Genomic DNA, 24,387 nt, shown 5'->3' on the forward strand with positions numbered 1-24,387 from the left:
CCCCTGCACCCCCTCAAGGACATTTTGTGGTGAGCAATTATCCATCGATGAACCTCTGATTCCGTGGTTCATAGCAGAAACTTAGCCTTGGAAGGGGAGATAGGGGTGAGGGCATAAACCATCAAATCCCCGCGACAGAGTAGCCGTGGATGTTGTATAATCGCCAGCGAGATGTAAGAGAAGCTGCGCTATTTCCCCTAATCATTCCCTACTTGGTAAAATCTCTTCACCATCTCAATCACACCATGATCGTTATGGGTGAAAGGGATTGATTGATGTGCTAATCAATTAATGTATAACCCATTTGTTCAGGCTCATCAACTCGTGCATAGAGCTGCTGGATGGGAATGGTTGGCGGCTTGCTGAGACTCGGCTTAAAGGATTCGATATGAAACGTTACAGCTTGATTCTTGGCTTGTTGGTTCTGGTTTTGGCGGCATGTGGGCCAAGCCAACCTGATCCAACTGCAGGGCCAATAACGTATCGCCTTAACGATGTAGGGAATTACTTTGGTGATGACGCAAGCATCTATCTTCCCAAGAACTGTTTCGATCTGCATGAATCAATCACCATGCACATCACCCTGCAAGCAGGCAACATCGATCTTGATCTTGCGCAGAGCTCATTCATTGTGCAAGGTCCGCTGTATACCGATACAGTGCAACGCTTTGTCTGGAATCCTCCCACAGCGGCTGTGCTTCGAGTCAGCGATCCAGCACAGCAGTACGATTGGAAACTTCCCGACCTCGAGCCGGGAATATATATGCTCGTGATTGGCAATCCAACCAGTGAAAAAATCACACGGATGGCGTTTGGTATCACCTATCTGCGGAATTTCTATGATGTCAATATTCCATGTAATCAACTCGAAACAGAATAACTATCTCCGTTCGTCAGTTCATCGTGAGAAGTCATTCGATCGATCTTGATGGTACTAAATGGCGTACAATTGACCATTTGTTCAGGTTGATCAATGCATAAATAGCGCGTTGTAGTGACAACAAGGTTTGGTAGTTTATAACGCGGGTCTTGGTGGGAGCAGATGTATGAAACGGTATAATGGCTTCATTTTCTTGTTGTTGGTTTTTATGCTCGCGTCGTGTATCACGATTAATCGAGAACCAGATCCGCCCCTTGATTCCATCAGCTTGCGTTTCGATAAGCATGTCGGCAGTCAATTTGGTCCAGATGCAGCAATTGAGCTAGCAAAAAATTGTTTTTCCCTGAATGAGCCGATTCCGATACACCTCACGTTGCAAGCAGGAACACGGGATTTGGATATACGAACATCAAGGTTATTTGTGGAAGGGCCGTTGGAGTCTGGTAGTTCTCCCAATCTTTCCCAGATCGATTGGGAACCAGACGGTCTTCCTCCCCTAATTAAGGTCGGCGAACCGATGATTCAAACAACTTGGACGATCACACTGACCATAGAAGGTCGCTATCTCCTCAGGTGGGAGGATGATCAGGGGTCTATTACTCCACTGCCTGCCGGCTTTGGGGTTGGATATCTTGTTAATCAGCATACCACGAGAAAGATACCGCGTGCCGATCTCAAGTAGCTGTTGAATGAGATAATGGAGTCACGATCTATATTAAAAGGTGGTTCTTCGCTGTTTTCGATAGCTTATCTATAGAAGGAGGAATGGTTGTGCTGCGGATTACCATACTCAGGTTCCTCGTGATTATGCTTCTGTTGGTGGCATGTGGGCGAATAAGTCTGCAACCTGTTAACCCAACTGCAGGGCCGGTAGAGTATGCCTTGCAGCAAGGGGGGAATATATTTGGTCCAAACGCGGTGGTTCAGACGGCCAAAAACTGCTGGGAATCACAGGAATCCAAACCGATTGTTATGCAGATTGAAGCAGGTAGTGTTGACTTTGATTTTGCCCAGACCCGTTTTTATATAGAAGGACCGTTGGGTGATGCAAAACAACGCTACTATTGGGAACCAATTGATCCGCCTGCGCGATTAGCCGCCAATGGAGCCGTGTTTCAGCAAGTATGGACAGCTCCGATTACCCAAGAAGGAGACTATACCCTCTATGTGGAGGCTAGCTGGTATCAACAACCGACGGGTTTCGGGTTTGGCGTTGGCTATATTACGGATGCATCGACTTTGACCACTATAAGGTGTGCAGATCTTAAGAAATGAGCAACGGAAGAGAATTTGTCGTTCTTAACATGATTACTGGCTGATCGTCCAACTACAGAAACTACGATTACCCTAATAATCCCCCCTTAATCATTTCATCATGCCAAAGAGACTGTGTTATAATAAAGCGCAGCATATCAGCAATCACCATTAAGTACCGCTTTTCCATTCCATTTGAGAGCCATCGGAGCGTGATATTTCAAGTTCTCCCCAAAGAGGTTGTACAACTTTCAGCCACGGGGTTTATCTGCAATCATCTGCCAAATCAGGATTAACGCTGATTTGGTTCAGGCTATAGATTGATATGCGAATTAAGGCACTGTCGATAAGGAGGTTGATTTTCGTCGTAGTATTCCCAACTCGCCCAGGTCTGAATTCGATATAGCTGAAGGAGTAACTGGTAGTGAAACATCGTTACACTCGTTTAGCAACGGTCTTAGCGTTGTTAACCATGTTAGCGGGCAATTTGAGCGCTAACAATGTCACACGGGCGGCAGAACCCCTCAAGCCCGTTGTGGAAACGGCTACTGATTCGGTTCAAGTGAACCAAGCCAGTGCTAATCGTTCAAGCAAGCCCACAATTGCCCCATTGTATGGTGATTTCCCCAAGTCTGGCAAAGTTAAAGTTATTGTTCAATTCCACGAAGCTCCGTTGGCAACCTATGCTGGCGAAGTTAAGGGTTTGAAGGCTACCGCCAATGCGCAAACTGGCCGCGCCAAGCTTGATGTCAAGGCGGCTGAATCACAAGCCTACTTGAAACATCTTGAAGCTCAGCACGCCAGCTTCCTCAAGGATGTGCAGGCCAAATCAAACCAAATCAAACAAATTGCTGATTATCAAGTTGCCTTGAACGGGATGTTCTTGGATGTTGATGTTTCAGCGATTACCGTCTTGCGCAACCACCCTGATGTTGCATCAGTTGAAGTTGCCAAAGTTGAAAAACTCGATACAGATAGCAGCAACCAATTCATTGGTACGCCAAGCTTTTGGCAAAACCTTGGTGGTGGCAGCACCGGCACGAACGCTGGTGAAGGCATTGTGATTGGGGTGATCGATAGCGGGATCTACAACCCTTCGAGCACCTTGACCACGACTGGTATCCACCCATCATTGCGCGATCCATCACCAGTTGGTGGCGATTACAGCGCGTGGCCAGGTGGCTACAAAGGCGTTTGTGCTCCATCCAACCCACAAGCTCAAGATGGTTCGTTTGGCGCTTGTAACGACAAACTAATCGGGGCTTGGTGGTATAACGGTGGCGGCATCGCATTCCCTGGTGAAGTTGATTCACCAATGGATGAAGATGGCCACGGCAGCCACACCGCTACCACTGCTGGTGGTAATGGTGGCACTGCTTCACCATTCGGCACCGTTTCAGGGGTTGCTCCACGCGCCCGAATCATTGCCTACAAAGTTTGTTGGGAAGAAGATCCAGCAATCAGCGATGACGGCGGTTGTAACGGTGGCGACTCGGTTGATGCAATCGACCAAGCCTTGATCGACGGCGTTGATGTGTTGAACTTCTCGATCAGTGGTGGTAACTCACCATGGACCGATGCGGTTGAAATTGCATTCCGTAACGCTAACGCTGCTGGTGTGATTGTTAGCGCCTCGGCTGGTAACGCTGGTACGGTTGGGAGCGTTGCTCACAACTCACCATGGTTGATCACCGTTGCTGCAAGCACCCAAGCCCGCGAATTCAAAGGCTATGTAAGCAACTTGAGCGGTGGTACGGGCACAGCTCCGTCACCATTGGTTGGTGCTTCACTTTACCCAGGCTCAGTCACTGGCCAAATCAAGTTGGCTCCAGTGCAAGCAGGCGAAAGTGTTGCCCCAAGCTTGTGTCAACAACCCTATGCACCAGGAACCTTCAACGCAACCGATATCGTGATTTGTCGCCGTGGTGTCAACGCCCGGGTGCTCAAATACGCTAACGTGTTTGCTGGTGGTGCTGGCGGTGGGATCATCGTCAACGCTGCTGATAACCAAGGTATTGTTGCCGACTACTGCGCCAAAGTTTGTATTCACCTCGAAAAGAATGCAACCTTGGAAAGCGTTGCTGGCGAAGCCTTGGTAACCTATGTCCAATCAGGCACTGTTAATGGTAAAGCTGATGGCGGTGTCAAGGTTATGGGCGCTGGCGATAAGATGGCCGGCTTTAGCTCAATGGGTCCTTCGCCCATCAAGAACGTGCTCAAACCAGACGTAACTTTGATCGGTGTTGATGTCAACGCTGGTCATACTGCATTCGTTTGGGATGATGGCTTCGCTGATGGCGAATTGTTCCAAGTTATCGGTGGTACCTCAATGTCAAGCCCGCACAACGCTGGCGTGACCGCTTTGATGCGCCAAAAATACCCAACTTGGACTCCATTCGAAATCAAATCGGCTTTGATGACGACTGCTAAGACCAGCGTTGTGAAGCCCGATGGTGTAACCGCTGCCGATCCATTCAACATGGGTGCTGGCCGCGTCGATTTGACCAAAGTATTCAGCGCTGGCTTGGTGCTTGATGAAACCATTCCAAACTTCATCAATGCTAACCCATCAGCTGGTGGCAACCCTGCAACCTTGAACATTGCAAGTGCTGCTAACGAATCGTGCCCAGTCGAATGTACGTGGACACGGACAGTCAAGAACACCTTGAACGTTCCTGCAACTTGGAATGTTAGTGGCTCAACCTCGCCTGTAACGGTAACTGCAACTCCAGCCAGCTTCACCATTCCTGCTGGTGGAACCCAAGTTATCACGATCAAGGCCAATGTTGCTGGCCAACCAATCAACGGCGTTTGGAAGTTTGGCGAATTCCGCTTGACCGAAGCCGCAAACCGTGCTCCAGCCGTCCACTTCCCAATTGCCGTCAAGGCGAGCGCTGGTGGCGTGCCCGAGAGTGTTTCTGCAACCACCCGCCGCGATACGGGTATGGTGACTGCTGGTGGCTTTAGCGCCCTCAACGTAACCAACCTGACCATCCGCGAATTTGGCTTGACCAAGGGTGTTCGCGCAACCGAAGTTATCACTGGCGATACCACCAATGGTAACCCATACGATAGCTTGACCAACGGTGTCTTCTATCGCGCATTGCAAGTGCCTACTGGCGCAAGCAAGTTTGTCGCTAAGATCACCGATACCGCATCAGAAGACATCGACTTGTTTGTTGTCCGCGATGCTAACGGCGACGGGATTCCTCAAGCAGGTGAACAAGTTGCTGAATCAGCAACCTCATCGGCTTACGAAACCGTCACGATCAACAACCCAACGGCTGGTAACTACATTGTGGTTGTCCAAAACTGGCAGGCTTCACCTGCTGCTCCCGACTCAACCACGGTTGATATCTACTACGTACCTGGCAGCAACCTTGGCAACTGGGATGTTGTTGGTCCAGCCAATGTTTCAGGCAGCGAACCATTCAGTGTTGATATTCACTGGGATGAGCCAGCTCTCGAAGCTGGTGATGTCTGGTTCGGCGAATTCGACCTTGGCACCAGCCCAGCTAGCCCAGGTAGCATTGGTCGTACCGCCTTCACCCTCGAAGTGTTGGAAGCCGAAGTCAGTGTTGATGTTAGCGATACCATGGTTGATGTTGGCGAATATGTCACCTACACCGTGAATCTCTCTAACTACAGCGCAATGAACGATACCTTCTATGTAACCAGCACCTTGCCAGTTGGCTTGGAAGTTGATGTGAGCAGCTTGCCTGCTGGCGCGAGCTACAACGCATCAACCCGCACGGTTACTTGGAGTGGTTTGGTTAATGGTGCTGAAACTGGTTATACCTTCAGCGATAGCCGCGATGGTGGCGTAGCATTCGATAACTTCGATGTTTCAGCTGATGCCAACGCTATTGCGATTTGTGCTGCTGCCAGTACTACCTGTGACGAAACCGCACCAAACTTCACCTTAGGCACGTACCTTGTTCGCGCCTACGATGTGAATTATGGCGCTGTTCGCCCATGGAGCAACGGTTTGATTCAATTCGACCCAACGCTTCCATCAGGCAATACCAACTATGTTGCCCAAGATATGCCAAACTCAGCAACTCCTAACGGAGTGTACGCTGGTCTTTGGACGGACTTGGACTTGGATGGTTCTTCAGCTACCGATACTGGTGGTGGTGAGTATTACATCTTGATTGTTGATGGGGTCAATCCAAACGATCCAACTGTACCGTATGTTGCAGTTGAATACGAAGATGCCCAACAATATGACGATCCAACTTCAAACCTCAACTTTACCAACTATGCCCGCGCTGATGGCATTGAGTCAGAGTTCTGTACCGTTTACGGTTCGCTCACTGGCAATTTGACCACCTTCGCCGATGGTGCAGCCGTTGGGATCGAAAACTTGACTGGTACGGTTGGCAACACCTACTACTACAGTGGTGATAGCTCGACCGCCGCCAACTTGCCAACCGCAGGTGCAACCATCTGTACCTCATTGGGTGCTGGCGCACCAGGCTTGCGCTCGTTCAGCTACCGCGCTCGCGCAACCCAAGCTGGTGTCTTGACCAATAACCTTGAATATAGCTCAGCTGCTGATAGCAATACCAGCACTGAAGCTGTGGCTATCGAAGCAGTTCAAGCAGTGTTCAAGATCTTCATGCCATTGGTTAGCAAGTCGTAAGTTTTGACCAATTGTCGGTTACAATGCCCTCACTCAATGCGAGTGAGGGCATTTTTTTGTTGAGATCGCTCAATGTTGTATGATTTGAATCCTTTTTTACGCCAAGCAAGCGCTGAATTACAACAACGTTTACAATGGTTGATCCAAACTGCCGATACTCAGGGGTTAGCCTGCTATCTGGTCGGTGGTTGTGTGCGCGATTGGTTGCTAGAGCGACCAGTTGGCGATATTGATATTGTGGTTGAAGGCGACGCGATTATGCTGGCCGAGATTTGGGCCACCGTTTGGCCAGATCAACTGCATATCCACCCGCCCTTTGGCACCGCTACCCTGAGTTGGCAGGATGCAGCTGGTGTTTGCAGCTTGGATTTAATTTCAGCCCGCAGTGAATACTACCCCCAACCGGCGGCCTTACCAGTCGTTAGTTTTGCCAATTTAGCTGCTGATTTGGCCCGCCGCGATTTTACGATCAATTGTCTGGCTTTACGCCTCGCCAACCAGCCAACCCTATTAATTGATCCACAGCATGGTTATGCTGATCTCCAACAGAGTTTGATTCGGGTGTTGCATGATCAGAGTTTCATCGATGACCCAACCCGCATTCTCCGTGCGATCCGCTTTGCTGCCCGTTTGAATTTTGAACTTGAACCGCAGACCGCTACACTGTTGCAGCAAGCCTTGCCATGGCTTGATCAAACTACACCTGCGCGTTTGTGGAATGAGCTAGGTTTGTTGCTCACCGAGCCAAGCGCTTTGGCGGCGTTAAGTTTGGCGGATAGTTGGGGTGTGCTTGGGCAATTGTTTGGTAGCGGCTGGTCAAGCAGTCTCAATCAACAGGCTGAAATGGTGCTTGCCAGCCAGCCCGATCAGCAATTGGCGATTGTGTGGTTGCTGTTGATGAGCCAATTGTCCCCCAGCGCGGCCCAAACCCAAACCCAGCGGTTTAGTTTGGCCAAGCCGATTCGCTTGATGGTTGAACAATGGCCTGAACTGGCGGCGCTTGTAGCAACGTTAAATCGAACCACGCTCGCGGCAGGCCAACTTGATCGTTTGCTGAGTCCATTTGCGCCGTTGCTGCTTGAAGTATGGGCAAGTAATCAGGCAACATCAATTCAACGCCGAATTAAGTATTATTTGCAATACCTACGGCCAATTGCTAGCGCCTTGACTGGGCGTGATCTGCAAGCCCAAGGAATTGCTGCTGGCCCACAGTATAAAACCTTGCTGGCCGAGGCTCGTGAAGGCCAACTTGATCAATTTGAACGAGAAAACCCGAATCTTTGCTAAGATAGTTGTGGATTATTTAAGGCTATGTATTCGCCCTTGAGCTAGGAGTAATGCCAATGACGACATTCGATTTAAGTGGCAAGGTGGCAATCGTAACTGGGGCATCACGCGGAATTGGTGAGGCAATTGCCCAACATTTTGCCCAAGCCGGAGCCAAAGTCGTGGTTTGTGCCCGTAAATTGGAGAGCCTACAAACCGTCGCTGATAGTATTAACCAAGCAGGTGGCACAGCACTCGCCATGGCCTGTCATACTGGTAAGCCTGAGCAAGTGCAAGCGGTGGTGGCACAAACTTTGGCAGAATGGGGTCGAATCGATATTGTGGTTAATAATGCGGCCACCAATCCCCACTTTGGCCCGTTGCTCAACTCCGATGCATCTCAATGGGATAAAACCTACGAAGTCAATGTAAAAGGCTATTTTTGGTTGATCCAAGCAGCAGCTGAGGCCATGCAGGCGCAAGGTGGTGGCTCGATCATCAATGTAGCCTCGGTAGCTGGCTTACAACCGGCAACTGCCATGGGCATTTATAGCATTTCCAAGGCTGCCGTGATAGCTATGACCAAGCAGTTGGCCCAAGAATTAGGCCCAATGAATATCCGAGTCAATGCCTTGGCTCCTGGCTTGATCAAAACCAAATTTAGCTCAGCCCTGTGGGATAACGAGGATCTGAATCAAAAAATTGTGGCTGGCACGCCCTTAGGCCGAATTGGCACAGTCGATGAGGTTGCCGCCGCTGCGCTATATCTAGCCAGCGATGCTGCTGCGTTCACCACTGGCACAGTTATCACCATGGATGGCGGTAGTTTGGTCGGCGGAATTTTAGGTTAATTTGAGAGCATAGAACATAGAGCATAGAACATAGGAGTCAGAGATCAGGGGTCAGGAGCCAGGAATTAGTTTTAACCACGAAGGACACGAAGCGCACGAAGGAAATGAGGCTATAGGCTTTTGGCTCTTGGCTATATCCTCATTTCCCTTCTGACTTTTGACTTTTGACTTCTGCCTTTAAATATCGGGCATTGGCTCAGGTTCGCCGAGGGCATCGCCGTACCAGCGTTCGAGCCAAGCAAGGGCTTCGTTGAGCCGAGCCTGTGGCATACGGCGATAGGTGGTAATGCCCCATTGGCGATACAAGCCATCGAAAATTGCGGGGTATTCGTTGCGGCGAGAGCGCTCACCAACTACCTGCGCCACTCGCCGAACGGTGCGAGCCAATAACATTGCATTGGCTTCGATTTCGGCGCTCATTCCGCCCATTTCACGCGCCTCAACATCGGCGGTTAGCTGGCGCTCAAGCAACATTTGCTCACGAGTAAGATTGGCCACAGCCAAGGCTCCGCGATAAGCCACCTCGGCTTGAGTTTGCTCCCAACGGTTGGGCAATAGTTGATCGTTGGTTTCAAAGGCTTGTGGACGAAAACTTTGCCAAAGCACTGAGGCCATTTCGCTGCTCAGCGCTTGAATAATTGGCGCAGCTTCGGCGCTAACGCTGTTGGGATCAAGCCCCGCCGCCCATAGGGGAATCAGATCAATCCGCAAACAGGCTTGCCGTTCATCCTCGCCATCAAGGTTGGGTACTTTGAGTTGACGTAATCCTGCTGCCAGCGTCGCATGAGCTTTGATGCGCTTAATCTGTGGGGCATGCGGAATTTCGAGCATGGCACAAATGACGGGAATAGCGGCATAGGTTTGGTTGGGATCAAGCGCGAGAAGCTGGCCGAGATCGCTATTATAAAAATGTTGCATGAAGATCCTTTATCAACAGCTTAGCGTTGCAAACGTTCGACCATGGTGCTGTGCGCGGCTAGCTCCAATTGATCGTCAAGTGGACTGAGGATTGTGCTTGAGCCATAACGCCGTTGCAAGGCTAGCTCCAGCAAGTGGTCGGCGAAGTGTGGGTTTTTGGGCAGCAATGAGCCGTGCATATAGCAGCCAATCACATTTTGCCAAACCGCGCCTTCGCTACCATCTTTGCCGTTGTTACCGTGGCCTGCGAGCACCTTGCCCAAGGGTTTTACGCCCTTGCCGAGGAAGGTTCCGCCACTATGATTTTCAAAACCAACTAAGGTTTGGCGGCCAGTGCCCCAATTGGCTTCGATCAGCAAATTGCCAATTAGGCGTTGGGTGCTGCCGACGGTGTGCACATCCAACAAGCCAATGCCTGGCAGCTTCTCGCCAGTATGAGTTAGGAAATAATGGCCGAGCAGTTGGTAGCCACCACAAATTGCCAACAATACCATGCCAGTTTCGGCGGCGCGGCGTAATGGCTCGGCTTGGTGTTCAACAAAATCAGCAGCAATTAACGCTTGACCGCTATCTTGACCACCACCAAAAAAGGCCAAATCAACACTTTGCCAATCGATGCTACTGCCTGGCATGACCGGAATCAGGGTTGTTGTAATCTCACGCCATGCACAGCGCTGTCGTAAGGTGATGATATTCCCACGATCACCATAGATATTCATTTGCTCAGGGTATAGATGCGCAATCGTCAGGTTGTACATAGCACCTCCACATATTCGCGCCCATTGTACTACGCTCGGCTGCTTAACAAAAACTTGATATTCGTAGCGTATAACGATTAAACTAAGAATCTGTAATGGTTTATTGGGATGGCAATGATGAATATCCCTCACCCCCTAGCCCCCTAGCCCGCACGCGAGGAGAGGGGGAGCCAGCCTAGCTTGAGCGTTGGAACTCCCCTCACCTGCCGCAGTGGGAGAGGGGCTGGGGGTGAGGGAAGATTGACACTTGCTAATGGTATAAACTATAACGATTAAACTAGGTCTTAGTTTGTTTGATCAGAGGATACTGTATGCAGCCGTTTTTACTTGACCCCAAGAATGCCGCCGTGGTAACGCGCCAAAAACCCTATGGTAGCGGCAAATTTATGCTGTTTATGTTGTTGTTTAGCCTGCCATTTTTGTTTGTGGGCTGTGGAGCGTTGGGCTTTTTGCTGCGCGATGTTGGTCAAGCCGAATCGCAGACCGATTGGAATTCGGTATCAATTCAATTGGCTTTTGTAATCTTATTCGGCTTGTTCGGTAGTTTAGCCCTCTATTTCTTTGTGTTGCGACCATGGCGTTTGGCCAAGGCATTGCGCGAGCGTGGCCAAATGTTGCCTGGCCAAATTATCAATGCCCGCTTTGAAAAAGATAGCGATGGCGATTGGAATTTAGTGATTAACTATCAATTCGTTTCGCCTCAGGGCATTGGCATAACCAAAACTCAAAGTCATATTCGTAACGATTTACGTAATACCCCGCCGCCGCCCGCCAATACGCCCGTAGTAGTGATGTATGCCGATGATCGGAATTTTACTGTGTTGTGATGGCCTGCAAAAAATCATTTACACTAGCTAGTAATCCTGCTATGCTAGTCGTGATACGCCTTTCATTAGGGGGATTCTGATCATGGCCGATCTCTCAGCCTTCCTTGACAAAGCCTTCGAAAACTCAAGCTTCGAGGAACTCGCCGATGCTCCAGTCGATGCCCTCGCCGGAATTAGCAAAAGCGATGCTGAAGCCCTCAAACAAGCCCTTGGAATCAAAACAATTCGTCAGTTGGCCGAACACAAAGTCATTCTGATCGCCCAAGCCATTGCTGGCCTTGCCACCGCAAAGAAATAAGCAAGGCGCACGTAGCAGAAATTCGTTTAACCAAAATGCAGGATGTAGCGCTAAAGCAACATCCTGCATTCGTGATTAAGTTTGATATTTAGCGTACCAGTAAACCGTTAATCATCAATTCCCAAACCGCCTCGAATTCTGCTGCGAGGCTTGGCTCACTCCAAGCTGCCACAAACAGCGGGTTGTGAAAACGGGCAGTCGCATGCCAAATCGCGGTGGCCGTCGCATTAGCATCATTCACCACAAACTCAGCATTAGCCACACCTTCATGCACCAAACGCTCAATCTGGGCAATCATATGCGCCACATGTTGATCGGTTACCTGACGCAATCCTAGCACTAAGCCGCTATAGGTGGCAAAAAGCTGCGGATCTTGGCTGGCTCGCTGTTGTTTGGTATGCATCAAACATTCCAGCCAAGCCCGTAATTTAGCTACACTCCGGTCTTGGCGTTGCAGCACATCATCCAACGGCGCTGAAATTTCGGCCAACCAGCGTTCAGCAACCGCATCGAGCAAGGCCGATTTGCTAGCGAAATGGCGATACACACTGCCATGGCTAACTCCCAGTTCACGGGCAACATCAACTACTGTGGCTTTATTCGGCCCATAGCGCCGCAGCACATCAACAGTCGCATTCAAAATTCGTTCGGGAGTCAGCGTTTCAGCGTGCATAGTTGGTCTTCCTGTAGCAAAGCGATTTGCACCATTTTAAGCGATTAGCGCAGCATCGCAAGTGCTTTAGCGTTCGCTATCCAAATGTTGCATCAGATAGGCATTGTAGCGTTCGCCCGCCGCCGCACCTTTGGGAATCGCCCGCTCAATTATGCCTAATTCATCAGCATTCAAGTTAATGTCAAGGCTGGTCAATGAATCGTGCAATTGATGTAGGCGGCGTGCCCCGAACAATGGAATAATATCGGCTCCTTGCGCCACTACCCATGCGCTGGCAATTTGGGCAATACTTGCACCCTTGGCTTCGGCAATTGTTTGCAAGGCTGCAACCAGTTCTAAATTATGATCAAGATTCTCGCCAGTAAAGCGCGGGCCATGGGAACGAAAATCTGAGCCAGCCAAAACCCGTTCTTTCGACCAAGCACCGCTTAGCAAGCCACGCGAAAGCACTCCATAGGCGGTGATGCCGATGCCCAATTCGCGACAAGCAGGCAAAATTTCGGCCTCGATACCACGCGACATCAAGGAATATTCAATTTGCAAATCGACAATTGGATGCACCGCTGCTGCTCGTCGAATCGTTTCAACCCCAACTTCCGACAAACCGATATGCCGCACATAGCCTTTTTCGACCATCTCGGCAATCGCCCCAATTGTTTCTTCAATCGGTACATTCGGGTCAAGCCGCGAAGGTCGATAAATATCAATGTAATCGGTGTTCAAGCGTGTAAGGCTGTGGTATAAGAAATTTTTAACCGCAGCTGGCCGAGCATCGTAGCCGAGCCACGAACCATCAGGGCTTCGCATTGCCCCAAATTTGACACTCAAAACAACATCGGAGCGTGAACGCTCACGCAAGGCTTCACTAATCAGCAGTTCGTTATGGCCCATCCCATAGAAATCGCCAGTATCCAGCAAATTGACTCCAGCATCAAGCGCTGAATGAATTGTCGCAATACTCTCGGCACGATCCGAAGGCCCGTACATCCCCGACATTGCCATACAGCCTAAGCCTGCTGCCGAAACCACCAAACCATCACGGCCTAATTGGCGCTTTTGCATGATTATCACTCCATCGCATAAATTCGTAACTAGGCTTAAGTATAAATTATCAAATGACAGATGTCAATATCTGTCATTGCATTTTAGTAAGCTATTTTGAGCTATGCTATGATAATTACGATTCTTGTGGATTGTGGTGAGGCACGCGATGCAACGGATTTGTATTGTTTCAGATACCCATGGCAAGTTTGACCCACGGATCGAGCAGCTTTTTATAGGGGCAGCAGGGATTGTGCACGCAGGCGATATCGGACGAGCACAGCCACCAATCATCGAACGCTTGGGGGCGATTGCTCCGGTTACGGCGGTGACAGGCAACGTCGATTGGAATACTGCCCTCGATATTTACCCAATTAATACAACGCTTGAAGTGCAAGGCATTCGGATTATGATCCAGCATATTGGCGATATTCCCAAACGCTGGTATCGCCAATTGCCGCAACCCTTGCCGCATGTGGTGATTTGTGGCCATAGCCATATCGCTTTAATCGAAGAATATCAAGGGGTCTTGTTTATCAATCCTGGTTCAGCTTCGCAGCCACGCGGCCAGCTCGGCGAGCCGACTGTGGCTTTCTTAGATATTCAGGAAAACGGTGAGTTTCACGCTGAAATTATTCCGCTCAAAATGGCCGAATTTATCAAACATGCCGATTAAACAGCAATCCCCTCACCAAATCAATGGCGAGGGGATTTGCTTTACCAAGCGAGCTTATTCGTGACGCAATGCCTTGATTGGGTCAAGGCGGGCGGCACGTGCAGCGGGATACAAGCCCGCGATAATTCCTACTACCAAGCCAAAGCCCAGTGCCAGGGCAATCAGCCACGGTGGAATATAGAAGAAATCACCGCGAATTGGCACTTGTTCTTGTTCGAGGTAGGCGAGGGCAAAGCGATTGAGGATGCGGCCCGTACCCCAACCACCCAGCAAACCGACAACTCCCCCAAAGAAGCCAATCATGCCAGCCTCAGTCATAAAGAGCGTGCGAATATTGCCGCGCGAAGCTCCGATGGCCTTGAGCGTACCAATTTCACGAGTCCGCTCATAAATCGCCATAATCATGGTGTTCATAATCCCGATTGTGGCGACGAACAGCGCCAAGCCACCAACCGAGCCAAGCATAATATTGATCACCAAGAAAATTTTCGAGGCTAGTTCAAGCACAGTTTCAACTGATTGCACTCGAAAGCGCTGCGTTCGTAGTTCATTGGTCAATTGACGGGCTACATTCAAATCTTTGGCGCGAATCAAGGCATAATCGTAGCCTTCGGTTGCCAACAAATCTGGCTCGTTAAACCACCAAGCCTTGAGGGCAATGCTATCGTTGGGGGTTAATGCAACCAAATTATTATCAGCACTTGAAACACCTACAAGCGTATAATCGAACGATTGCGATTCGCCGCGCGGGGTTTCCATCACCAACTGGACTTCTTGACCAATCAGATTATTAACTTCAGCAGTAAGGCCCAAACGGCGCAACGCTCGCTGCGAAATCACAATTTCGCCATCTTTGGTGGGGCGCAACACACCAGCCAAGGCGGTTGGCGGCGTTTCAAAAGGATTATTGATGCCAACCCCAGGATCAACCCCAACTGCAATTGTTGCGGTCGCATCGCCAGGTAGCACCAACCGTTTCGAGATCGATTCATTGACATCGACGATTGGGGTAACGCTGACAATATCGGGGCGTTGCTGCCATTCGGCAATTTTGGCAGGCGAAATCACGACTTCCCGTTCGGGGCGTACATAGCGCGTATAGGGATTGCGCTCGGCATCACGCGGCTGAACAACGACATTTTCTAGCCCGATGGCATCGAATTGTTGCTGAATAACCCGCTGAACCCCGACCCCCAACGAAAGCATGACCACAATGGTGAAAATCCCAACCGTCACGCCCAGCGAGGTTAACGAAGTGCGGACTTTGCGGCGGGTTAAATTGCTCCAAGCAGTGCGTAAAATATCGCCAAATGTCATGCTACAGCCTCCGCCGTTCGTTCAACAATTTCAATTTGCTCAATAACTCCATCACGCATATGGACAATGCGATCAGCATACGAGGCAGCATTCATGTCGTGAGTGACCATCAGCAAGGTCACTTGTTGTTCGCGTACAAGCCGTTGCATCAATAACAAAACATCGCGGCCCGTGCGCGAATCGAGATTCCCCGTTGGCTCATCGGCCAAAATCAACACTGGATCATTGGCCAAGGCGCGGGCAATTGCCACCCGTTGTTGCTGACCGCCCGAAAGCTCAGCCGGACGGTGATCAGCGCGATCGCCCAGCCCAACTTGATCGAGCAAGTGTTCAGCCCGTTTGCGCCGTTCGCTGCGACCACGGCCAGCTAACATCAAGGGCAAGGCCACATTTTCCCAGGCTTGGTTGGTTGGCAAGAGATTAAAACTTTGAAAAATAAAGCCAACCCGATCGCGGCGAAAGCTGACTAATTTTTTATCGGGGGCACGCCCAAGCTCCAAATCATCAACCCACACTTCGCCTGAGCTTGGCCGATCAAGGCCACCAATCACATTTAATAAGGTCGATTTGCCTGAGCCAGATGGCCCAACCAATGCCACAAACGTGCCGCGTTCAATCTCCAAATCAACGCCAGCCAACGCCTGGACAGTATTTTTCCCCATTTGATAGGTTCGTTGGAGGTTGGTAGTTCTAATTAATGAGCTAGCTTGACCCATAGCGACTCCTTGGAAAATAAGCTGGCTTAACCATACCATAGGAATTTGCGCCTGTTATGGGCAATTTTATGATCATCTATGACACGCTGCCAGCAAGCACTCGCTCGATCAAACTAACGTAGCTATGTCAATAGCTAAATTGGCCCTTTTATTTATAGCCAGATTGGCCTATAATCAACCGCGCTTCCCAAGATTAATCAGCAATTGGTCATTTTAAATAAATTTTAATATCTGGCTAGCTGGGTTAGGGTTATGGGTGTGAGTTGAGGGAGGTGGGAATGATCAGATTAATCTTGCTCGGATTGCGTGGAATATTCGCTGTCGGGATTATTTTTGATTATTAGGTTGATTGTTATTATGCATTATCAAAATATGTTATGTATTGGCGATAGCCAAACCTTTGGTGCTCGTTCGTATGGCTGTTATCCCTTACATTTAGCCCAAATGTTGACTCAGCGCACACCCTATCAATGGCGCACAATTAATCGCAGTGTCAATGGCTATACTGCGCGTAACTTGTGGTTTAAGCTCAACGAAGAAATTGATACGATTAGTGATACCTATCAATCGTGTGTGTTGATTGGTACAAACGATGTCGGCAATAATACCCCGATCGATCTTTTTGAAGAATATTATCGCCAAATTATTCGCACCCTCTTGATTAAAGGCCATAAAGCAGTTTTTTGTGGCGAGATTCCGCCAATCTATGCTGATGGACATATTTTCTTCACCAAAGAAACCCTTGAACGCCGCAAACAATACAATGCGGTGGTTGGCAAAGTGGTTGCCGAATTTAGCAAGGCCATTTGGGTTTCGATGGTTGGTTTAAATCGCGATTGTTACGTTGACCCAGTGCACTTCAACGAAGATGGCAATCGGCGCGTCGCCGAATCATTCTGTGAGGTCATTGTAAATTTATGAACATTGGGATTGTGCTTGGCACGCGGCCTGAGGTGATGAAAAATTATGCGATTGTGCAGGCATTACGCGCGGCTGATTTGCCGTTTGTGGTGCTTCACACCAATCAGCATCATGATCATTTGCTGCAAACCGCGATTTTTGGCCAAATGGGCTACATGCCCGACGAAGTTTTCCCGGGCAACTACAGCATCGGCGCAGCGATTGATTGGGTGCGCGAGCAAATTCGCCGCCATGACATCGATTTGATTTTGGTCAATGGCGATACTGCGGCGGCCTTGGTTGGGGCAATTGCGGCAGTCTACTCCGATGTTGGGTTGGCCCATGTTGAAGCAGGTCTACGAGCTTTCGATAAACGCATGTATGAAGAGCGCAATCGGATTATGGTCGATGGCGCAGCCCATTATTTGTTCTCATACACCCAATATCAAGCCGATTATTTGGCCAAAATTCCCGATTTGCGTGGGCGAATTTTCAATATTGGCAATACCACGGTTGACTTGATTCATGATTTTGCCCATGAACTCACGCCACGCCGCAACGATACTTATGCCTACATCACCTTGCATCGCAAGGAATTTACCGATAGCCGCGAATTGATGCAACAGGTTTTCAGCACAATCAATGAGCTGGCCCAAGAATTCGATGCCATGATTTTTCCGATGCATCCGCGCACGCGGGCGGCCATGGAGCACTATGGTTTGAGCATGGATCTGCTCAGTCGGGTGCAGGTACTTGATCCAGTTGAGCCATTTGAATCGCTGGCCTATGAAAAATACGCCAACATTATCATCACTGATAGTGGTTGTATTCAAGAAGAAGCTTATATTTTTGGCGTGCCCTGTGTGACGGTACGCGAGAATACCGAGCGGCCTGAAACGATCGATTCGGGCGCGAATGTGGTCACGGGCTTCGAGCCAACCGCAATTATCGCGGCGGTGCGCAATCAGCGAGCCAAAAAAGGCCAGCAATTCTCCCCAGTTTACGGCGAACGTGGGGTTGGCCAACGGATCGTAGCAACCTTGCAAGCGCATTTTCGCAGTTGGTCGGATTACTAAATTTGACGCAGCGCATTACAAAATAGCTTGCTAGAATCGGCTAAAAACGCATCCCTTGTGGATGCGTTTTCGTTTATAATTGGAGCGAATTGAATTAGTCATCACTTGAGAACTTTAGGTCACTGTTTCGCCAAAGATGCCGACGCGGTGTTCCGCACTTAACACGAGGTCATCAATGCGCCGAACCAAAATTGTTGCCACGCTCGGGCCAGCCTCTGATACTGAGGAAAAAATGACAGCGTTGGCATTAGCGGGAATGAATGTTGCTCGCTTAAATTTCTCCCATGGTACTCATAACGACCATTCAGAACGCATTCGGCTCCTGCGTCAAATTTCGATTAAGCTCAATCGCCCGATTGCAGTGCTGCAAGACTTGCAAGGGCCAAAAATTCGCACTGGCAAATTAGTTGATAAACAGCCGATTCCGCTCAAGGCCGGCGAAAGTTTCGTTATTACGATTGAAAATGAAGTTGGTCGGGTTGGCCGCGTCAACACCACCTATAAAAATTTACCCACCGATTGTAAGCCTGGCGACCGAATTTTGCTCTCCGATGGTTTGATCGAGTTGCGCGTACAAGAATGCACCAAAACTGAAGTGATCACTGAAGTGGTAACTGGCGGGATGTTGCGCGAGAATCAAGGCATCAACTTGCCTGGCGTAGCCGTTAGTGCTCCGGCCATGACCGAAAAAGATCGTGAAGATTTGATCTTTGGCTTGCACGAAGGGGTTGATTATGTGGCAATCTCGTTTGTGCGCCGCGCCGAAGATGTGCAATTGGTTAAGCAAGAAATTGCTGGGGCTGGCTATCGCACCCCAGTGATCGCCAAAATTGAAAAACCCGAAGCGGTTGATAATATCGAATCAATCGTTGCCGTCGCTGACGGGATCATGGTTGCGCGGGGTGATTTGGGCGTAGAAATGCCGCCTGAAGAAGTGCCATTGATTCAAAAATTGATCATTGCTTCCGCCAATCGCGCTGGAATTCCGGTGATCACTGCGACCCAAATGCTCGAATCGATGATTGTCAACCCACGGCCAACTCGCGCCGAAGCCAGCGACGTGGCTAACGCGATTCTCGATGGCACTGATGCAGTGATGCTTAGTGGTGAAACCGCCAACGGAGCCTATCCAGTTGAAGCGGTGACGATTATGGCGCGAATTGCCGAAGTAACTGAGCGCGGCGCACCACCACGTGATGCCCAACAACGTAACGCGTCTGATGCCCCCGAAACCTACTCGCACGCAATCAGCCATGCTGCTTGTGCAATTGCCGAATCGATCGATATTGCGGCGATTGTGGCATTTACTTCATCGGGCTTTACAGCGCGGTTGGTCGCCCGCGATCGCCCGCGAGTGCCGATTATCGCCATGACCCACGAATACGATGTCTATCATCGTTTGGCCTTGCTTTGGGGAGTTGAATCCTTGCTGTGCCCATTCGTGACGCGGCTTGACGATTTGAGCAACTTGGCACGGGCAATTATGATCGAGCGTCAAGTAATTAAGCCCGGCGATTCGGTCGTGATTACGGGCGGTCACCCCTTGGCGGTGCGTGGCACAACCAACTTCCTCAAAATTCTTTCAATCTAAACAAAAAAGCCCTAGGCCGCTCAATAACGAGCGGCCTAGGGCTTTCCATTCAGCAAATTTAACGAACCGTCAACGGTGCATAGACTGCATAGCTTGGCGCAACCCAGCCTGGCTCGCCATATGTCCAAGCAGCAATCCTCGATGATTCGTAGGTATTACCAACGCTATCGAATACACCGCTCAAATACATGCGCGTTGGGGTAGCAACCAAACTAGTAACGGTAAACCCACTTGCATATTGATCACGGTGTTGTACTCCACCTCCAACACTGTTCCAAATTCCATTCCAGCGCAAAATACCTGGGCTAACCACCCCACCAGCCACGCCATTGAACGAACCAGCCACGTACAAGCCATCAACACCCATTTCAAGATCATTGATTGGGCCATCAATCATGCCACTCAAGGCCGACCAGTGTGAGCCATTCCAATAGGCAATTTGGTAGGCGGGTACTCCAGCAATACTACTGAATGTGCCAGTAACATACACGCCGTCAGCACTTGCCTCAAGCTGGCGAATGCTATTCACACCAGTAGCCAGCGTTTGCCATTGCGTCCCATCCCAACGGGCTAGCTGTGCGCCATCGCTGATATAGACTACGCCATTCAAGGCCTCAACTACCGTTACTTGATTAAACGTGGCTGGAGCATGCAAGGCTTGCCATTGGCCATTATTCCAAACTGCCAAATTATTGGTATTGACCCCAGCAAATTGGCTAAAACCACCTGCTACATAGAGTTTGCCTTGGTCACGGGCCATGCCAAAAACCGTTTGATCCGTAATGCTAAGCCAGGTTGTTGAAACTTGGGTAGTTTGATACAACCGATTGGCTTGAATTAAAAAGATCGTATCACTGATTACTTCTAGTTGTTCGGCATTGCTCATAACACTCGCAACTGGCTCAGCAATTAACGTTTGCCATCCAGTCGCAGCATCAGAACGAATCAGAGCACCTCGCCCACTGCCCCAAGTTGCGTGGGTTCGCACATACCCATAGATCGTTTCACCAACGTTACTCAAGTTAAGTGGAGCACTATCAAACCCATTGGGGGTCATCGACTCCCAATGGTCATCGCGAAATACCAGACGATTCAGCGCATAATATTGATCATAGATGTATAAATCACCCAAGGCATACATGTCATTGTCAAATTCAACCAACGAATATTTGGGAAATTCAAGCCACTCATAATTTTTATAGCTTGCTTGGGCTGCAATCGCCCAATCCGAGCCATTCCAAACATATAACGGCACATCGATTCCAATTGGCTTACCTAAAGCAAACAAGCCTTGATCGCGAAGCAACACACTTTCAATTGGATTGTTAATCCCATTGCCAAAGGTATTCCAGGTTGTGCCATTCCAAGCAGCAATATTATGCATTTGGATGTTGGTGGTTGAGGTAAATGCCCCGCCGATAATGACCTGATTATCAACTAGCTGTAGATCCATGATATAGCCAGTTATTCTACCACCAACATCGTGCCATTGGCTCCCATCCCAACGCACAATTCCACCTTGATTTTGAGAATTGATCGGCTCAAGCGAGCCACTGACATAGATACCATCAGCACCACTGACGACATTCAAAATAATTCCATCAACTCCAGTACCGACTGGATTCCATTCGCTACCATTCCAGCGGGCAATATTTTGGTAGGCTTGACCATCGATTGTCAATGGCGTACTGGTCAAATAAAGCTCATTTTGGTAACTCGCCAAGCTCATCAGGTAATTGTTCGTGAGAACGGTGGCTAAACCAGTCCACGTTGTGCCATCCCAATAAGCGAGATCAACATCTTGACCATTAAGTTTCAATACGCCACCAGCGTACAGCTTATCTTGGTGAATCGTCAGGGCTTCAACATAGCCATTCAAGGCTCCGAGCTTTAACCATTGCCGACCATCCCAATAGACAACGCCCGTAAGATCAGTCATTGAACTACCATCAATCGCTGCTGCATAAAGGGTATTATTCCAAACCAATGGATGGCTTAATCCGCGCGTGTCGGCGTTGATACCAAACCCAGCAAATTCATTGCTCCACGAATTGGCATTTGAAGTTTCACTTGGTTGCCTAGCTTGAGTTGGATCAATCGCTAGGCTCAATCCGCAGCTCAATAAACCAATGATTGCGCCAATGCGCCCTAAGCGCCGAAATAATTTTCGCATAATGTTTTCTCTTGCCCTCAACTAACTATGGACAGGTGCTAGCATTTTAGGCCAACACCTAGATCAATATTATCGGATAACTGCTGGTAAATACAGCTCATTCAAAACAACATTGGGGGTATTCCAAACATAGAGCCGTAATTGAGCTGTGGTTGTTACGGCATTGATTGGATCGCGCACGGTATAGGTCAGAGTATCAATCCCGGTAAATTGAGGATACGGTGTGTAGACCACCGAATTACCGCTAATCACAGCCGTGCCATGGCTTGGCGCTGTGAGATTCACCAGTTGCAATTGAGATGGATGGTAGCTCCAATCATTGGCTAAAACATTGACCGTAACCGCTTGAGGGCGATTGGTAAACGCATAATCAGGTTTGGCTTTGATCAATGGTTCGTCACCATATTCCCACACGGCCAAAGTATACGACTCATATTGGTTGCCAACCCGATTGAAGTCACCATACATAAACATACGGGTCGGAGTGGCGGCTAAGCGCTGAACCGTCCCATTGTTCACTATACCAAACGATCGATACGTCTGAACACCACCGCCAACTCCATGCCATGCCGACCCATCCCAGCGCAGAATCCCTGGGCTAACGATGCCATTGTTCAAACCGAAAAAGTTGCCTGCCACATATAGGCCATCGGCTCCCATTTCCAGATCAAGAATTGAACCACTAATCACCCCACTCAAGCCCGACCAAGCCGTGCCATTCCAATAGGCGATTTTGGGGGCTGTCACGCCGCCAACACTGCTAAAGGTGCCAGCGATATAGACCCCATTGGTAGTTGCTTCAATTGAACCAATATTGACCACATTGGTGGCGAGGGTTGTCCACTGCGTGCCATCCCAGCGAGCCAATTGAAAGCCATCGCTGATATACACATGATTGCCATGGGCCTCAATTAGCACCACTTGATCGAATGAGGCTGGCGCATTTAAGGCTTGCCATTGCGTGCCATCCCAAGTCACCAAATTATGCGCCGTGACCCCATTGAATTGCTCAAAATCACCAGCAACATACAATTTGTTATTGGATTGGGCAATTGCACGAACCACACGGAACGCGCCAATTTGGTTCCAGGTGGTGCTAGCAGCTTCGTACAGCGTATAGTAACTAACCATAAAATGGCTTTGTTGAAAGGCTTCGAGTGCTTGCACCGGGTCTGAAGTAGATCGCCGATCAACGAGCTTCTGCCAATGCTGATTGCTGCCAAATTGGGCTAGCGAAGCAACACCTTGGCTCCAGTAAAAGTTACTCGATGCCACCAAAAGATTTTCATCAACTGTGGCAATCGCAGTTGCCATTCGGGTCAATAAGCCATGGGAATTCATTGGTTCCCACTCTGTGCCATTCCAACGTAAGGTTGAATCACCTTGGCTGGTTGGTTCAACGGCACTACTATAATAGCTAATTTCACCAACCAGCAATAACTCTTGCTTATACTGTACAAATACAGCTCTTGGGGAAAATAGCCAAGAATAATCCATTGAACCAAGATCAGCTAAGAAGATCCATTCACTCCCATCCCAATGCAGATGCTCATAGCCTGAACTATCAGTTGGCCGATGGAGTGCATAGAGTTCACCATCCATAACGGTTACATTATGAACCCAGCCAGTCAAACCCGTGTCGAAGGTATTCCAGTTCGTGCCATTCCAGGCGGCGACATTGCGCATACTTGGCACAAGCGTTGAGGTGAAATTCCCACTGATGTAGAGTTGGTTATTGGCCCATTTCAAATCAACCACATGGCCATAAACCCCACCACCAACAGTTTGCCATTGGGAACCATTCCAATACAGTAAACTAGTTGCTTGACCATTATATAAAAAGGAGCCGCCGAGATAGAGGCCATCGGGGCGTGAAAGCATGGTAAACACAACACCTTCAATGCCAGCTGCCGCCGCATGCCACTGTTCACCATCCCAACGGGCTAAGCTGCCATAGGCTTGATCATCGATCAACAGGGCTTCGCTCCCAAGATACAGTTGATTGGCATAACTTGCTAACAAAAACGGGCCATCTTGAACAACATGCATGGGCATAGCCGTCCACAAGTTGCCATCCCAATAGGCAAGGTTAAGGTTCTTACCAGCGATGGTAAAGCGCCCAGCCACATACAAACGATTTTGATGCACCGTCAGCACATCAACTTGACCGTTCAGGCCATCTATTTTCAGCCATTGTTGGTCATTCCAATAACCAACCCCCGACTCAAAGTTGCGATGTCCATTCAAAATTGCATACAGCGTGCCATTCCATTCAATTGGGCGCAACGGGGTATAGCTGTTAGCGGCAGTTTTTATATATAAGCCAAAATCTTGGCTCCATGTGCCAGGGCTGCTTGGAATTTGCGGCTCCACGGCTGCCACCGGAGCGCTTGGCTTGGTGATAGCACTTAACATAATTAAAAACAGGGTAACGATGCTGATTAATTTTGAACTTCTCGACATGGGAACTTCCTCTCAAAGCTAGATTGGGGAGCGGCAATCGATGCGCGATTACCGCTGATTTAAT

Annotated in this window: 20 protein-coding genes; 12 read left to right on the forward strand and 8 right to left on the reverse strand. The window is 49.3% G+C overall.

Features of this window, described 5'->3' with window-relative positions; genetic code table 11:
• The first annotated feature begins 388 nt into the window (after nt 1-388).
• From DEF47_RS15200 to DEF47_RS15225, 6 genes are all read left to right on the forward strand, one after another.
• Nucleotides 389-880 carry a hypothetical protein gene (locus tag DEF47_RS15200; RefSeq protein ID WP_012190159.1) on the forward strand — a complete coding sequence of 164 codons (492 nt, stop codon included), beginning with the start codon at nt 389-391 and terminating at the stop codon, nt 878-880.
• Nucleotides 881-1,046: 166 nt separating this feature from the next.
• Nucleotides 1,047-1,562: a hypothetical protein gene (locus DEF47_RS15205; RefSeq protein WP_041304506.1), complete on the forward strand. Its 516-nt coding sequence runs from the start codon at nt 1,047-1,049 to the stop codon at nt 1,560-1,562.
• Between the two features lie 89 nt (nt 1,563-1,651).
• On the forward strand, nt 1,652-2,155 hold the full coding sequence (locus DEF47_RS15210; RefSeq protein ID WP_287045218.1) for a hypothetical protein: 504 nt from the start codon (nt 1,652-1,654) through the stop codon (nt 2,153-2,155).
• Nucleotides 2,156-2,558: 403 nt separating this feature from the next.
• The gene (locus DEF47_RS15215) at nt 2,559-6,779 is read left to right on the forward strand and encodes a S8 family serine peptidase (RefSeq protein ID WP_012190156.1); all 4,221 of its coding nucleotides are present in this window, start codon (nt 2,559-2,561) and stop codon (nt 6,777-6,779) included.
• A gap of 72 nt (nt 6,780-6,851) precedes the next feature.
• Nucleotides 6,852-8,066 (forward strand): CCA tRNA nucleotidyltransferase, encoded by a 1,215-nt coding sequence (locus DEF47_RS15220; protein ID WP_012190155.1) that lies wholly within the window; start codon nt 6,852-6,854, stop codon nt 8,064-8,066.
• Nucleotides 8,067-8,116: 50 nt separating this feature from the next.
• The gene (locus DEF47_RS15225; protein WP_041304503.1) at nt 8,117-8,896 is read left to right on the forward strand and encodes a glucose 1-dehydrogenase; all 780 of its coding nucleotides are present in this window, start codon (nt 8,117-8,119) and stop codon (nt 8,894-8,896) included.
• A 177-nt stretch (nt 8,897-9,073) separates the two neighbouring features.
• Here the strand turns inward: DEF47_RS15225 and DEF47_RS15230 are convergent, their stop codons facing one another.
• Nucleotides 9,074-9,814: a phage antirepressor N-terminal domain-containing protein gene (locus DEF47_RS15230; protein ID WP_012190153.1), complete on the reverse strand. Its 741-nt coding sequence runs from the start codon at nt 9,812-9,814 to the stop codon at nt 9,074-9,076.
• Nucleotides 9,815-9,834: 20 nt separating this feature from the next.
• Nucleotides 9,835-10,572 (reverse strand): type 1 glutamine amidotransferase, encoded by a 738-nt coding sequence (locus DEF47_RS15235; RefSeq protein ID WP_012190152.1) that lies wholly within the window; start codon nt 10,570-10,572, stop codon nt 9,835-9,837.
• Between the two features lie 311 nt (nt 10,573-10,883).
• On the opposite strand from DEF47_RS15235, the gene DEF47_RS15240 reads away from it, so the two are divergent.
• Both DEF47_RS15240 and DEF47_RS15245 read left to right on the forward strand, forming a co-directional pair.
• Nucleotides 10,884-11,399, forward strand: a complete 516-nt coding sequence (locus DEF47_RS15240; RefSeq protein WP_012190151.1) for a hypothetical protein — start codon at nt 10,884-10,886, stop codon at nt 11,397-11,399.
• Nucleotides 11,400-11,481: 82 nt separating this feature from the next.
• Nucleotides 11,482-11,697, forward strand: coding sequence for a hypothetical protein (locus DEF47_RS15245; RefSeq protein ID WP_012190150.1), 216 nt, complete (start codon nt 11,482-11,484; stop codon nt 11,695-11,697).
• 88 nt (nt 11,698-11,785) lie between these two features.
• On the opposite strand, the gene DEF47_RS15250 is transcribed toward DEF47_RS15245, so the two are convergent.
• On the reverse strand, nt 11,786-12,370 hold the full coding sequence (locus DEF47_RS15250; protein WP_012190149.1) for a TetR/AcrR family transcriptional regulator: 585 nt from the start codon (nt 12,368-12,370) through the stop codon (nt 11,786-11,788).
• Nucleotides 12,371-12,436: 66 nt separating this feature from the next.
• Nucleotides 12,437-13,432: an aldo/keto reductase gene (locus tag DEF47_RS15255; protein ID WP_012190148.1), complete on the reverse strand. Its 996-nt coding sequence runs from the start codon at nt 13,430-13,432 to the stop codon at nt 12,437-12,439.
• Between the two features lie 148 nt (nt 13,433-13,580).
• Here DEF47_RS15255 and DEF47_RS15260 point away from each other — a divergent pair, with 148 nt between their 5' ends.
• On the forward strand, nt 13,581-14,087 hold the full coding sequence (locus tag DEF47_RS15260; protein ID WP_012190147.1) for a metallophosphoesterase family protein: 507 nt from the start codon (nt 13,581-13,583) through the stop codon (nt 14,085-14,087).
• A 54-nt stretch (nt 14,088-14,141) separates the two neighbouring features.
• Here the strand turns inward: DEF47_RS15260 and DEF47_RS15265 are convergent, their stop codons facing one another.
• Together DEF47_RS15265 and DEF47_RS15270 are read right to left on the reverse strand one after the other, a co-directional pair.
• A complete protein-coding gene (locus DEF47_RS15265; RefSeq protein ID WP_012190146.1) occupies nt 14,142-15,404 on the reverse strand; it encodes an ABC transporter permease in 1,263 nt (420 codons plus the stop codon).
• A complete protein-coding gene (locus DEF47_RS15270) occupies nt 15,401-16,120 on the reverse strand; it encodes an ABC transporter ATP-binding protein (RefSeq protein ID WP_012190145.1) in 720 nt (239 codons plus the stop codon). Before DEF47_RS15270 ends, DEF47_RS15265 begins: the two co-directional genes overlap by 4 nt.
• 357 nt (nt 16,121-16,477) lie before the next feature.
• Between DEF47_RS15270 and DEF47_RS15275 the strand changes: the two genes are divergently transcribed.
• From DEF47_RS15275 to pyk, 3 genes are all read left to right on the forward strand, one after another.
• Entirely contained in the window at nt 16,478-17,041 is a 564-nt protein-coding gene (locus tag DEF47_RS15275; RefSeq protein ID WP_012190144.1) for an SGNH/GDSL hydrolase family protein, read from the forward strand.
• A complete protein-coding gene (gene wecB, locus DEF47_RS15280) occupies nt 17,038-18,096 on the forward strand; it encodes a non-hydrolyzing UDP-N-acetylglucosamine 2-epimerase (protein ID WP_012190143.1) in 1,059 nt (352 codons plus the stop codon). Before DEF47_RS15275 ends, wecB begins: the two co-directional genes overlap by 4 nt.
• Before the next feature lie 175 nt (nt 18,097-18,271).
• On the forward strand, nt 18,272-19,687 hold the full coding sequence (gene pyk / locus DEF47_RS15285) for a pyruvate kinase (protein ID WP_012190142.1): 1,416 nt from the start codon (nt 18,272-18,274) through the stop codon (nt 19,685-19,687).
• 58 nt (nt 19,688-19,745) lie between these two features.
• Here the strand turns inward: pyk and DEF47_RS15290 are convergent, their stop codons facing one another.
• On the reverse strand, nt 19,746-21,860 hold the full coding sequence (locus DEF47_RS15290; RefSeq protein WP_012190141.1) for a hypothetical protein: 2,115 nt from the start codon (nt 21,858-21,860) through the stop codon (nt 19,746-19,748).
• A gap of 69 nt (nt 21,861-21,929) precedes the next feature.
• Nucleotides 21,930-24,323: an Ig-like domain-containing protein gene (locus DEF47_RS15295; protein WP_012190140.1), complete on the reverse strand. Its 2,394-nt coding sequence runs from the start codon at nt 24,321-24,323 to the stop codon at nt 21,930-21,932.
• Between the last annotated feature and the right edge of the window lie 64 nt (nt 24,324-24,387).

Source organism: Herpetosiphon sp. (genome assembly GCF_003512625.1).
Lineage (GTDB): Bacteria > Chloroflexota > Chloroflexia > Chloroflexales > Herpetosiphonaceae > Herpetosiphon > Herpetosiphon aurantiacus.